The sequence below is a fragment of the Flavonifractor sp. genome (assembly GCF_019422385.1).
Taxonomy (GTDB): domain Bacteria; phylum Bacillota; class Clostridia; order Oscillospirales; family Oscillospiraceae; genus Flavonifractor; species Flavonifractor avistercoris.
In genome coordinates this window covers 15460-28612 of the sequence record NZ_JAHZDL010000020.1, presented here as the reverse complement: position 1 = coordinate 28612, position 13153 = coordinate 15460, and the positions used below count along the sequence as shown (strand labels likewise).

At 65.3% G+C, this 13153-nt stretch carries 10 protein-coding genes; 5 read left to right on the top strand and 5 right to left on the bottom strand.

Annotated features, from left to right (window positions below; genetic code table 11):
* Both QZ378_RS04600 and QZ378_RS04595 read left to right on the top strand, forming a co-directional pair.
* A partial coding sequence (locus QZ378_RS04600; RefSeq protein ID WP_291257464.1) for a ribonuclease J occupies nucleotides 1-560 on the top strand: 560 nt, incomplete at its 5' end.
* A gap of 108 nt (nucleotides 561-668) precedes the next feature.
* On the top strand, nucleotides 669-1706 hold the full coding sequence (locus tag QZ378_RS04595; RefSeq protein ID WP_291257463.1) for a hypothetical protein: 1038 nt from the start codon (nucleotides 669-671) through the stop codon (nucleotides 1704-1706).
* A gap of 252 nt (nucleotides 1707-1958) precedes the next feature.
* On the opposite strand, the gene QZ378_RS04590 is transcribed toward QZ378_RS04595, so the two are convergent.
* Nucleotides 1959-2954 carry an Ig-like domain-containing protein gene (locus tag QZ378_RS04590; RefSeq protein WP_191380108.1) on the bottom strand — a complete coding sequence of 332 codons (996 nt, stop codon included), beginning with the start codon at nucleotides 2952-2954 and terminating at the stop codon, nucleotides 1959-1961.
* Between the two features lie 177 nt (nucleotides 2955-3131).
* Here QZ378_RS04590 and QZ378_RS04585 point away from each other — a divergent pair, with 177 nt between their 5' ends.
* The gene (locus QZ378_RS04585) at nucleotides 3132-4601 is read left to right on the top strand and encodes an AAA family ATPase (RefSeq protein WP_291257462.1); all 1470 of its coding nucleotides are present in this window, start codon (nucleotides 3132-3134) and stop codon (nucleotides 4599-4601) included.
* Between the two features lie 186 nt (nucleotides 4602-4787).
* Here QZ378_RS04585 and QZ378_RS04580 read toward each other — a convergent pair whose 3' ends face one another.
* Nucleotides 4788-7145 carry a vitamin B12-dependent ribonucleotide reductase gene (locus QZ378_RS04580; protein WP_291257461.1) on the bottom strand — a complete coding sequence of 786 codons (2358 nt, stop codon included), beginning with the start codon at nucleotides 7143-7145 and terminating at the stop codon, nucleotides 4788-4790.
* A gap of 84 nt (nucleotides 7146-7229) precedes the next feature.
* On the opposite strand from QZ378_RS04580, the gene QZ378_RS04575 reads away from it, so the two are divergent.
* Complete coding sequence (locus tag QZ378_RS04575) at nucleotides 7230-8162, top strand: CPBP family intramembrane glutamic endopeptidase (RefSeq protein WP_291257460.1); 933 nt, start codon at nucleotides 7230-7232, stop codon at nucleotides 8160-8162.
* 12 nt (nucleotides 8163-8174) lie between these two features.
* Here the strand turns inward: QZ378_RS04575 and QZ378_RS04570 are convergent, their stop codons facing one another.
* The 3 genes from QZ378_RS04570 to QZ378_RS04560 form a co-directional block, all read right to left on the bottom strand.
* On the bottom strand, nucleotides 8175-8891 hold the full coding sequence (locus QZ378_RS04570; RefSeq protein WP_291257459.1) for a polysaccharide deacetylase family protein: 717 nt from the start codon (nucleotides 8889-8891) through the stop codon (nucleotides 8175-8177).
* 75 nt (nucleotides 8892-8966) lie between these two features.
* Entirely contained in the window at nucleotides 8967-9650 is a 684-nt protein-coding gene (locus QZ378_RS04565) for a DUF2461 domain-containing protein (protein ID WP_291257458.1), read from the bottom strand.
* 71 nt (nucleotides 9651-9721) lie between these two features.
* The gene (locus tag QZ378_RS04560) at nucleotides 9722-11632 is read right to left on the bottom strand and encodes a VanW family protein (protein ID WP_291257457.1); all 1911 of its coding nucleotides are present in this window, start codon (nucleotides 11630-11632) and stop codon (nucleotides 9722-9724) included.
* Between the two features lie 301 nt (nucleotides 11633-11933).
* Here QZ378_RS04560 and QZ378_RS04555 point away from each other — a divergent pair, with 301 nt between their 5' ends.
* Entirely contained in the window at nucleotides 11934-13088 is a 1155-nt protein-coding gene (locus QZ378_RS04555; RefSeq protein WP_291257456.1) for a 5-bromo-4-chloroindolyl phosphate hydrolysis family protein, read from the top strand.
* Nucleotides 13089-13153: the final 65 nt, after the last annotated feature.

Genomic DNA, 13153 nt, shown 5'->3' with positions numbered 1-13153 from the left:
GCCAGGAGGAGCTGAAGATCATCCACGCCCTGGTCAAGCCCAAGTTCTTCATCCCCGTCCACGGCGAGCAGCGGCACCTGAAAACCCACGCCAAGCTGGCCCAGCAGATGGGCATGCCCCCCAAGAACATCATCATCAGCGACATCGGCAAGGTCATCGAGCTCACCCCCAACTCCGCCAAGATCAACGGCACCGTGCCCGCCGGGCGGGTGTTCGTGGACGGCTACGGCGTGGGCGACGTGGGCAGCGTGGTGCTCCGGGATCGGAAGCACCTGGCCGAGGACGGCATGATCGTGGTGGTGGTCTCCATGTCCGGGGAGGACGGCTCCGTGGTGTCCGGCCCCGACATCATCACCCGGGGCTTCGTGTACGTCAAGGAGTCCGAGGGCCTCATGGAGGAGCTGCGGAAGGTGGCCGTCAAGGCCCTGGAGGAGTGCCAGACCGACACCCTCAACGACTGGGCCGCCATCAAGTCGGAGATCAAGAACGCCATCTCCAACTTCCTCTACAAGAAAACCAAGCGCAATCCCATGATCCTGCCTGTTATCATGGAAGTGTGAGTCAAACGGGGGCATGACCATGGGTCATGCCCCCGTTTGAGTAAAATGCGGCCCGCCGCGCGGGCGCGGATTCTGCGAGGCTTTGGAATACGGAAGGGAGGTATTATCGTGAAACGGATGTTCTGGCTGGCGCTGGCACTGGTGCTACTGCTGGCCGGGTGCGGAGGGGGAAATCTGCTGGTGGCAGGGGAGATCACCGAGGCCGAAGTGGAGGACGGCCGCCTAGACTCCGTGGTGCTCCGCAGCAGGAGCACGGGGAAGGAAGTGTTTGTCCAACTGACGGAGGACACCACTGTGATGCCCATACTGGAAGGAGCCACGGCGGAAGAACTTCTGGACGGCGAGGGGATCACGGGCCGCCTGGAGCTGGAGGCCGACTGCTCCACTCTGACAGGCATCTGCACCGCCCGGGAGATCCAGATCACCGGCGCCAGGAGGGAGCAAGGGATTACCCTCTCGGACGGAACCGCAGTGGAGATCTGGGACACCGCCTTTTTTGGTACCAACTATATCCTGCCCGACGGCACGGAGCTCCTGCGGGAGAACAGGCCCAGCGGGCCGCAGAACGTGCATGTGGGCGGTGTGGAGGGCTTTGACCAGCTGTCCGCCCCGGCCCGGGAGGCGGTGGCCTCGTATTATGCGGAGCAGGGTCTGCTCTACAACGTGGAGGAGGTGCTGGAGCGGGCCTATGCCGACTACCGGGATGGCGGAGAGGACTTTTCCGCCTATCTGGTGGAGCAGTCCGTGTCCCCATCCGCCTCCAATGAACGGCTCATGTATTTCACCACCACGGTGTTCTGCTCCATTGACAGCGGCACGGCTGAGGAGACTTCCCTGCCCGCCGTCTTTGACCGGGAGACCGGGGAGAAGCTGGACATCTGGTCCCTGTTCGCGGTTCCGGAGGAGGAGGCCCGGGCGGCTCTGGTGGACAGGATGGCAGACGGGGATTCGGTTCTCCGGATGGAGATGCAGGCGGCCCTCCGGCCTGAGTACATCACCTTCCATTCCGACAGACTGGACATTACTTTCCCCCGGGGCACCCTGCCCAGTCAGGAGCATTCCGCCGGATGGGGATTAGATTACCAGGAGTTGGACGGCCTGCTCCAGCCCTGGGCGATCCCGGAGGAACCGGAGCAGGAGCAGTAGAGAAAGAACCGGCATGGCCTTGCGGCCATGCCGGTTCTCAGCTTGTCAAAAGACCTTTCCCGAGGGGAGGCCTCGCAGAGTTCCTGCGGCCGCAGCCGTAGGAATAAAATCAAAATCTGTCATTTCCGGGGACATGCGCCTCGGAAATGACACTTCTCATGGCGGAAGGGGCGACAATTTCGCAAGAAATCGAGCCTCTTCCGCCATGCACTCCTTTTCAAAAAAGTGGCTTATGCCACTTTTTTGAAAGTCTCAGAAGTTGCAGCGCACGATGCAGGTGAGGGTCTGGCCGTCCACGGTGCAGGTGATGGTGGCGGTGCCGGGGCCCGCCGGGCGAACCACGCCGTCGGCGGAGATGGTGGCCACCGACGTGTCGCTGACGCTCCACGTGGGGGTGGAGGAGGTTCCGCTGACCTGCATCTGCACCGACGGGTTGTCCATGCCGCTGAAGGTGAAGTCGGTGTGGTTCAGGGACAGGGAGGCGGAGGTGGTGCCCGAGCCGGAGCCGGTGCCGGAGGGGGCCAGCCCCTCGCTGCTGGTGGCGGAGTTGTAGACCGTGACCGTCACGTCGGCCGCGCCGGGCATGGAGGCGGTGATGGTGGCGGTACCGGTCTGGGTGCCGTGGTAGACCACGCCGCTGTCATCCACCGAGGCGATGTCCGGATTGCTGCTCGTCCAGGTGATGGTGCCGGTGGTGCCGGCGGGGGTAAAGGTGACCTGGAGGGTCACCGGGTAGGGATAGGTGTTGCTGAAGGAGAACTCCGTCTGGCTCAGGGAGAAGCCGGTGGCCGTCTGCTCCGCCGGGATGGTCTCGGTGCCGGGCTCCTCCGTGGCGGGCGGGGTGGTCTCGTCCACCGTGCCCGTCTCATTGGGATCGGGGCTGACACTCTCCGTCTGGGCCGGAGCGCTGTTCTCTCCAGGGCCGCCTACGTTCCCCTTGGAAACCAGGGGCATGATGATGGTGATCACGATGATCACCGCCGCGATGATCAGGCCCAGGGAGATCACGCGGGTGATGATGCTCAGGGGCGAGGGGCCGCGGCCGTAGCCGCCCCCCCGGGTGTTGGTGGCCAGGCGCTTGCCGCCCCTGGAGCGGGAGCCCTCGCCGGACTCGTCAAGATCCTCCTCCACGACGGGCTGTTCCACCTCGTCGCAGAAGGGGCAGTGCTTATATGTGGAAGAATAATCCTCCCCGCAGTAGGGGCAGTGGATCATTTCGGGCTGGCTGCTGCGGACGCGCTTTGCCATGGCAATCCCTCCGGTCGACATTCTTGGTTCTATTTTACAACGAACCACGGCCCTGCGTCAACGGCGAAGGGCGAAATGTAAAGCTTTTTTAATATTTATGTCAACTGAACGGAGCCCTTGCGCCCTGGAGGCGATTCGGATATAATAGGGCTAACCGAAAAACGAGGTGTTGCAGCTTTGAAAGGTTCTCTCAGTGCCGCCGAGGTGCATAAACAGTACAGCGACGGGATCACCGCCTTCCGCCGCCAGATCTCCGACGCCACCCTGCGGGTGAAATTCACCCAGGAGGTGGACACCTTCATGCGGGCCTGCGCCCTGGGGGTGTGGCAGCGGGACGGAGCCTCCCCCACCCCCCGCTATGTGGAATACTATAACGCCATCTACACCAAGGGCAACCCGGTGCCCTCCATCCTGTTCTGGGAGCTGTCCACCGCCGTCAGCGAGTACCCCGGCTTCCGGGTGCCCGACTTCTTCGCCCGGATGCGGGCCTGCGACAAGGTGGCGGGCACCCGCCTGGCCCGGCGGTTCATCGATCTGGTGACCCTGATGGTGCTCCTGTTCGCCGCCGTGGACGACGCGGTCAGCGAGGAGGAGGCCGGGTTTGTCAACACCTGCGCCGACACCCTCTCCGCCCTGTGCGACCGGGACGGCCTCGAGGGGGAGAAGGCCCCCCTGGACGTGAAGGACTTCGTCACCAAAAAGCCCAAGGCGGAAGCCCCCGCCCCCGGGCCGGAGGAGGCGGCCCCCGCCCCGGCGGGGCAGGCCAGGGGGGAGGAAAAGCCCCAGGAGGAGGCCCAGCCCGCCCCCAGCCTGGAGGAGCTGCTGGCCCAGCTGGACGGCCTGTGCGGCCTGGACAAGGTGAAGGCCGACGTGAAGAGCCTGATCAACCTGGTAAAGGTGCGCAGGCTGCGGCAGGAGCACGGCCTGCCCGTGCCCCCCATGTCCCTCCACCTGGTGTTCATGGGCAACCCGGGCACCGGCAAGACCACCGTGGCCCGGCTGCTGGCCAAGATCTACCACGCCATCGGCGTGCTGTCCAAGGGCCAGCTGGTGGAGGTGGATCGCTCCGGCCTGGTGGCCGGCTTCGTGGGCCAGACCGCCATCAAGACCAATGAGGTGATCCAGAAGGCCCTGGGGGGCGTGCTCTTCATCGACGAGGCCTATGCCCTGGCCAACCAGGACGCCCCCAACGACTTCGGCCGGGAGGCCATCGAGACCCTGCTCAAGGGCATGGAGGATCACCGGGACAACCTGATCGTCATCGTGGCGGGGTACACCGAGCTGATGGGCAACTTCATCCACGCCAACCCCGGCCTGGAGAGCCGGTTTAACAAGTACTTCTACTTCGAGGACTACAGCGGGGAGCAGCTCATGGAGATCTTCCAGTCCATGTGTGAGAAAAACGGATATACGCTGGATGATAAAGCGGCGGAATATGCCAAAAGGTATTTCAAAGAGCTCTATGAGGAGCGGGACGAAAACTTCGGCAACGCCCGGGACGTGCGCAACGTGTTCGAGCGGGCGGTGGCCCGCCAGTCCGACCGGGTGGCCGTCCTGGAGAACCCCGGCAAGGAGGAACTGATGGCCCTCACCACGGCGGATCTCCAGGAGGAGGATGCGCCGCAGACAGAGGAGAGCAATCCGTAGGGCGGGGGCTTGCCCCCGCTTTTTTTCGTCGGAAGGCGCGCCGAGGTCGTCGCGCCCCACGGATCGGTGGTTCCGGGGAAAACGGGCGGATGATATCCGCCCCATCTTTCCAAACAGCAGGACCCCCGCATACGGCAGAGCGCCGCATGTGGGGGTCCATGGCTTATAGATTCAGATGATATTGACTTATCCGCACTTGGAGTAGCCGCAGTCCCGGCAGGTGACGCAGCCGCCCTCGTGCTCCAGCCTGGCGCCGCACTCGGGGCAGAACTTGGCCAGCTTGGCCTCGGCGGGGGTCATGCCCGGGTGGGGGATGGGGGCCGCCGCCTTGGCGGCGGGGTTGATGGGGGCCGGGGGCACGGCGGGGTGATTCCCGTCCTGGGAGACCTTGAGCACCTTCTCCAGGGCCTTGGCGATGGCGTCGGGGCAGGACATGACGGGCACGCCGGGCTGCCGCAGGCAGGAGGGGCAGCGGATGCCCTTGAGCTGCTGGATGATCTCCTTGGGATCCATGCCGGAGCGGATGCCCACGCTGACCAGGCGGGCGGTGGCCTCGCTCTGGCTGGGGCAGCCGCCGGCCCGGCCGGTGTTGGTGAACACCTCGCAGATGCCGTTCTCGTCGTAGTTGACGGTGATATACAGGTTGCCGCAGCCGATGCGCACCTTCTCGGTGAAGCCGCTGGTCACCGCCGGCCGGGGCCGGGGCAGGATGTGGCCGTACTCGGCCTGGGGAAGCTGGCACTCCTCGCACACGCGGCCGGTGGGGGCATCCTCCTTGCCGTCGTTGACCTTGCCGATGTTGAGCACCTGCTCGTTCCGGCTGCCGTCCCGGTAGATGGTGGTGCCCTTGCACCCCAGGGTGAAGGCCAGCCGGTACACCTCGGCCACCTCCTCGCGGGTGGCGGAGTTGGGGAAGTTCACCGTCTTGCTGACGGCGTTGTCGGTGTACTCCTGGAAGGCGGCCTGCATCTTCACGTGCCAGATGGGGGACACGTCGTGGGCGCAGACGAACACCCGCTTGATCTCCTCCGGGATGCCGTCCACGTGGGCCAGGGAGCCCTGCTCCACGATCTGCTTCATCAGTTCCTCGGAGTAGATCCCCGCCTCCACCAGCTTGTCCTTCAAAATCTGGTTGGTCTCGATGAGGTGGGTGTTGTCCATCACATTGCGGATGTAGGCGTAGGCGAACACCGGCTCCACGCCGGAGGACACCCCGGCGATGATGGACAGGGTGCCGGTGGGGGCGATGGTGGTGACGGTGGCGTTGCGCAGGGGCCTGCCGTCCTTATAGATGCTCTCGGAGAACAGGGGGAAGGGGCCCCGGACTTCGGCCAGCTCCTCGCTGGCCTGGTGGCCGATGGTGTTCACCGTGTCCATGATCTCCCGGGCCAGCTCCACCCCCTCGTCGCTGTTGTAGGGAACGCCCATGTAGAGCAGCATGTCCGCGAAACCCATGACGCCCAGGCCGATCTTGCGGGTGGAGCGGGTCATCTGGTCGATCTCGGGCAGGGGGTACTGGTTGACCTCGATCACGTTGTCCAGGAAGTGGACGGCGGTGCGGATGGTCTTCTCCAGCTTGGCGCGATCCAGCACCCACCCGGCCGGGGTCTTCATGATGTGGTTGACCAGGTTGATGGAGCCCAGGTTGCAGCTCTCATAGGGCAGCAGGGGCTGCTCCCCGCAGGGGTTGGTGGACTCGATCTCCCCCTGGGAGGGCACCACGTTGTCCCGGTTCAGCCGATCCAGGAAGATGATGCCCGGCTCGCCGGTCTGCCAGGCGGAGCTGACGATGGCGTCAAAGACCTCTTTGGCGTTGAGCTGGCCGGTGACCTTCCCGGTGGCGGGATTCACCAGGTCGTAGGGCTTGTTCTGGCTGGCCGCCTCCATAAAGGCCTCGGTGATGCCCACGGAGATGTTGAAGTTGGTGATCTCGCTGGTGTCGTTCTTGCAGGTGATGAACTCCAGGATGTCGGGGTGGTCCACCCGGAGTATGCCCATATTGGCGCCCCGGCGGGTGCCGCCCTGCTTCACCGCCTCGGTGGCGGAGTTGAACACCTTCATGAAGGAGATGGGGCCGGAGGCCACGCCGCCGGTGGAGTTGACGGTGGAGCCCTTGGGGCGGAGCCGGGAGAAGGAGAAGCCGGTGCCGCCGCCGCTCTTGTGGATCAGGGCGGCGTTCTTGATGGCGTCGAAGATGTCCTCCATGGAGTCGGCCACCGGCAGCACAAAGCAGGCGGAGAGCTGCCCCAGGGGGCGGCCGGCGTTCATCAGGGTGGGGGAGTTGGGCAGGAAGTCCAGGTTGACCATCAGGTCGTAGAACTCCCTGGCGGTGGCCACCACGTCGGCCTTGGGGTCGAAGTGGCGATCCCCCTCGGCGATGGCGTTGGCCACCCGGTGGAACAGGCCGTCCACCGTCTCGGTGGGCTGGCCGGCCTCATCCTTGGCCAGGTAGCGCCGCTCCAGCACGGCGCGGGCGTTTTCCGAAATGGGCATATGAAATCTCTCCTCCGAGTTGTATTTGAACACAAGATATTGTATCCGCATTGTCACAGCTTGTCAACATTTTGACGCTTGTGGGAGAGATAGAAAATCGGTATAATAATTTGTACAAATTTAGGGAGGTGCGAAATGGAGAGATCTGAGCGGGCAGAGCGGGCCCTGCGGCTGCGGGGGCACCGGGAGAGGTTCTCCCGCCTGGGGTGGGCCCTGGTGGCGCAGATGGCCGCCATGCTGGCCGTTCAGACGGCCCTGCTGCTGGCGGCCCAGGCGCTGGCCCCCGCGCTGGCGGGCAGCGGGGTGTTCCTGTGGCTGGTGTCGGTGCTCTCGGCCTACGGGGCGGGGGTGCCCGCCGCCTGGCTGGTGCTCCGGGGCACCGAGGAGGCGCCGCCCCAGCCGGGGGCGCCCCTGGGGCCGGGGCGGTTTTTCCGGAGCTATCTTGCCGGGCTGGGGCTGATGTACCTGGTCAACCTGGCCACCCTGGCCCTGATGGGCCTCGTCGGCCTGCTGCGGGGGCAGACGGTGGAAAACCCGGTGGACAATATGGCGGACTACCCGCTGGTTCTCAACCTGCTGCTGGGGTGCGTCATCGCCCCGGTGTGCGAGGAGTACCTGTTCCGCGGCCTGCTGCTGAACCGCCTGCGGCCCTACGGGGAGCGGTTTGCCGTCTGGGCCTCCGCCCTGTGCTTCGGCCTGTTCCACGGCAATTTCAGCCAGTTCTTCTACGCCTGCGCCATCGGCGTGCTCTTTGCCGGGGTGGTGCTGAAAACCGGCCGGCTCCGGCAGGCAATGCTCCTCCACGCCCTGATCAACTTCGTGGGCACGGGGCTGATCCCGCTGCTGTCCGGCCTGGGGGAGGCGGGGGACTGGCTGCTCACCCTCCTGGTGCTGGCGGCCATGTTTGTGGGGCTGGCCTTCCTGCCGGCCATGAGGCGGGAGTTTTCCCCCGCCCCGGGCTGGAAGGGCCTCACCGCCGGGGAGGCGTGGAGGTGCTTTCTGGCCAACCCGGGCATGCTCTGCTTCCTGGCTCTCTTCCTGCTCCTGGCGGGGAGCTATCTGGTGTGAAGGGGCACGCCCCTACGGATAGGCGTTCCAGTAACTCTCCCCCGCCTCCAGGGGGATGCCCCGGGCGGCAAAGAGCTCTTCAATGGTGCAGAACAGGTAGCCCTGCTGGTGGAGGGCGTCCACGATCTGGAGGGCGGCGTCCACCGACTCGGGGAAGATGTCGTGCAGGAGGATGATGCCCCCGTCCCTGGCCCCGGCGGTCACCTCGGCCGCCACCCGGTCGGTGTCCTGATCCCGCCAGTCCTCCGGATCGATAGACCACAGGATGATGGGACAGCCGGCCCAGCTCTTGACGCTCTCGTCCAGCATGCCGTAAGGGGGGCGGAGGAGGAAATCGTTGTGGCCCAGCACGGCTTTCAGGGCGTCCCGGGATTTCTCCACCTGGCTGTCGAAGTCGGCCCGGTTCAGACCGGTGAGCTTCACGTGGTCAAAGGTGTGGATGCCGATCTGGTGGCCCTCCTCATCCATGCGGCGCACCACGTCCTCGTTGTGTTCAATCTGGGCCCCGATGAGGAAGAAGGTGGCCTTCACCCCCCGCTCCGCCAGGCCGTCCAGCAGGCGGGTGGTGGTGGAGCGGCGGGGCCCGTCGTCGAAGGTGAGGGCGATGAGCTTCTGCCCCTCCGGCAGCTCCGCGGCCGCGTCCGTCTCCACCGCCGGGCCGCAGCCGGACAGGGGGAGAACCAGCGCCAGCGCGGCCGCCGCCAGCCGCCGCAGCTTTCCATATGACAAACCCGCCCACCGCCTTTCCAGAGCCTTCGGCCCTAGTATGCGCGGTGGGCGGGTTTGCTTTCGCTGTAAATTCTGTCAGGCCTCCGGCGACCGGGGATCGGGGTCGCCGCTGACCGCCAGAATGTACTCGTAGTAGGGCAGCAGGAACTCAAAGCCCTCCACCAGGGTGTCGGCCAGCCCGTGGCCCCAGAGCAGTTCCTCGTGGGCGGCCTCGTGGCTCAGGACAAAGTTCTTTTTGCTGTACCAGGGCTCCAGCAGCTTGGAGGGGGCGGGCCTGGGCCGCTTGTAGTCCGTGCCGGTGAGGGCAAAGACCTCCTGCCGGTTGAGGCGGCGGGCCAGCTTCTCCATGGGCTTGGGCTCCCGATCCATGCGGGCCCGCAGCTTGGCCATGGTGAGGGCCGGGGCCTCCCAGAAGCCCATGCCGTAGGAGTAGCCCTCCGGCTCCAGCTCAAACCAGAAGGTGGGCAGGGAGCCGGGATGCTCCAGGGGCTGGTGGATACTCAGCCACAGGTGATCCTTATAGGGCCCCCGGCCGAAGAGCCGCCGGGCATCCCGGTAGATGCGGGACACCTTGGCGATCAGATCCAGATCGGGGTGCCGGTCGGTAAAGCGCTCGTACACCTCGTCGCACAGGGCCTTCATGGGGCGCTGAAAGGTGTCCAGATACTCCTGCTTGTGCTGTTCAAACCAGCTCTTCTCGTTGTTGAAGCGGATGCCCCACATGAAGTCCACAACGGACTGGGGAAAGCCTTGGAACACGGGAAAAACCTTCTTTCTCTCTGCGATGTCAAACGCAGGCCCCCCGGGTTACGGGGGGCCTGCTGCGGAAATTACTCCAGGGGGATCATGCCGGGGCCGGTGGAGGGTTCGGAGGAGGTCTCCGCCGGCGGCGTGGGTTCGGCGCTGGGCACGGACTCCGGGGTGGGCGTGGGCGCCGGCTCCGGCGTGGCGGCCGGGGTGGGCGTCGGCGTGGCCTCCGGCGTCGGGGTGGATGTGGGCTGGGTGGAGGGGGATGTGCCGGGCGTGGCCGACGGGGTGGCCGACGGCTCCGTGCTGGCGGAGGGGGACGGCGTGGGCGTCACCGGCGTCAGGGTTTTCAGGCCGGTGGAGGTGTCGATGCCCAGCCGGGCCGCGTCGGCGGGGTTGTAGTAGTACACCGCGTCGGAGGCCTTATAGGTGTTCCGGTAGAGGAAGATGGTGTCCACGGTGTTGCCGCTGGCGTCCACCAGCTTCTGGTACACGTCCACGGTGTAGCCGTTGTACCGGGAGTAGTTGGTGTCCCGCACAGGCTCGCTGCCCACGGGGATGCTGTCCTTGGGCTGATAGGTGTTCTTGAAGGGCACGCTGGAGATGACCACGCTGTAGGGCTCCCCGTGGATGCCGGTGGTGTCGGTGCCCCGGATGGTCACATGGAGCTTGTGGCTGCTGTCCAGATAGGCCTCGATCTTGATGGGATACTCAGTGTTGTTCTTGAAGCGGAAGTCCAACTGATTGCTCCATACGGTGGCATCGGTGCCGATGACCGGCATATAGCCACCGTTGAACTGGTGCTTGTGGCGCTCCACCGTCTCCAGGTTGGCCTTCAGGGTCACCCAGTACAGGGTGGAGGACAGCTGGCAGATGCCGCCGGCGGTGGCGTCCACGCTCTGGCCGTTCTGGTAGGTGCCCGCGGCCTTGTAGCCGCTGGCCAGGGTGTAGGGGCCCGCCGTGTCGTTGTAGGAGAAGGTCTCCCCGGGCAGGAGGATGGTGTCGTTCACCCGGTCGGCGGCCAGGTCGATGTTGAACCAGCGGTTGGCCGGGCCGGCGCAGGAGGTGGTGCCGGTGCCCAGCACGTCCTTGAACAGGTTATCCTCCAGCTTGGCGGTGGTGATGCTGGGCTCGGTAAGGGTGAGGGGCACGCCCACGGTTCCGCCCTCGTCCGAGGCGTCCAGGGCGGCCTTGGCGGCCTCGGTGTCGAAGTCCACGCCGGTGACCGAGGGGACGACCTCCCGGGTCTCCTTGTCTAAGTAGGCATCGGCGGGCTCCGTGGCGATCTCGTCCCGGATGGCGTCAAAGTCCGGGTCGGCGGGGGGCGCGGTGGTGACCTGGGCCTCAATGGGCGCGGCATCGGCGTCAGCGCCGGAGACCGACTGGCCCAGCCGCTCCTCCAGCGCATCGATGAGGGCGGCGGTGTCGATGGTGCGGCCGGTGACCCCCTTGTGGAGCACCAGCTCGGTGTCCGTCACCTCCCAGGTGGTCTGGGCCTCGGGATCGGCGCACTCCTCCACCGCCTGGGTCACCGCCGCCGGCGTGCCGGTGATGGTGACGGTCAGGGGGAGGCGCTGCCCGCCCAGCAGGGCGGACAGATACCGCCAGCCCCGGACGAAGAAGCCGCCGGAGGACTGCTCTGCCAGGGCGGTGTCCACCGCGGCAGCGGCGTCCGCCTGGACGGTGGGATCATCCCCCTGGACGGTGTATGTTTTCCCGTCGCAGAGGAACTGGGCGCTGCTGCCGGAGAGCAGGCCCGGCAGGGCCTCCTCCAGGGCGGCGGAGGCCGCGTCCCGGCCCATGCCGCCCACGTCCACACCGGCGATGCTGGTGTTGGGCAGCAGGGTGCCGCCGCCCACGGCGGCGCACAGCCCGGTATATCCGGCCCCCAGGGCCAGAACCACAACCAACAGGACGATCAGAGCGAGCTTCTTCCCGCTCCGCTTTTGCTTGGGAGGGCGCTCCGCCACACGCCGGCCCGCTTGCTTTTCCATATCAATCAGCTCCAACTGTGTGTGAAGTTTATAACCGAGTTTCATTATAGGTCTTTCATCCGCAAAAAGCAATTACAGAACGGTTACATCCGCGCGCGGCGCGGCCCGGATGCCTTTGCCGGAAAAACCGGCGGAAACCGCTTTACACCGGGGCAAATTCGCAGTATGATAAAAAGGCCCGGGATCTGAGGGGACAGAATCATTTTTCATCTTTCTTAAAGGACTTATCCAGCGAAACTTTAACACTTCTGTGATAGAATAGCAGACAGGAAAACGAACAAGAAACAGGGGGACATGGCCCATGGCAAGCTATCAAAACGAAAATCGGCCAGATCCGGGGGATCTCATCTCCTGGATTGTTACCATTGTTTTACTGGTGAGCCCGGTGTGGCCCATCGGGCTGATTTTGCTGTTCCGCAAGCTCACCAGGGATTCCCGCCGCCACCGGACTTCCCGCCATCCATACGACATGCGCCGGGAGGGGGCGGCCCCCGGCACCCAGGGCATGGGCCGGCAGACGCCCCCGGCGGGCCAGGCCTACACCGGCCGCAGCCCCCGGCAGGGCAAGCCGGTAAACCTGGATCGGGGCAAGGGCCTGACCATCTGGGGCATTGTGCTGGCGGTGGTTTTCGGCATCGCCCTCACCGGCTTCCCGGCGGTGGCCATGGGCAGCGGCTTCCTCAACGCCCTGGCGGTCATGAGCCCGGTGATCGGCTTTTTCGGCGGCGGCCTGGCCATGATCTGGGCGGGCACCCAGCGCACCAAAAAGGCCAAGCGATTCCGCAAGTACCTGGCCCTCATCGGCAAGCGGGAGAGCATCTCCATCACCACACTGGCCCAGGCCATGCCCGTGTCCGTCCACAAGGCCTGTGACGATCTCCAGGATATGCTGGACAGCGGGGTTTTGGAGAAGGGCTATCTGGATATGTCCACCGGCCGGCTGATCCTCAGCGACGAGGGCCTCCAGGAGGAGGCGCCCCCCGCGCCCGAGCCGGAGGAGGAGTCCGAGAAGGAAGAGGACACCCTGGATATGACCGACGACGACGCGGTGCTGGCCGCCATCCGGCAGCTCAACGACGACATCGACGACGAGATGATGAGCCAGAAGATCGACCGCATCGGGGAGATCACCGGCAAGATCTTCGCCTACCAGAAGCAGAACCCCAACCGGGCCGGGCAGCTGCGCAGCTTTCTGAGCTACTACCTGCCCACCACCCTGAAGATCCTCAAGGCCTATGCCCGCATGGAGGAGCAGGGCGTGGAGGGTGAGAACATCCGCTCTGCCAAGGAGCGCATCGAGGGCATGATGGACAAGGTGGTGGAGGGCTTCGAAAAGCAGCTGGATCGCCTGTTCCAGGACGACGCCATGGACATCGCCACCGACGTGCAGGTGCTGGAGCGGATGCTGGAGAAGGACGGCCTGTCCGGCGGCAGCGGCATGACCCTGGGCGGCTAGACAAACGAAAAAGGGGCCCCTGCCGGCGTGCAGCCGACAGGGGCCCCTTTTGTCTCACAGAGTTT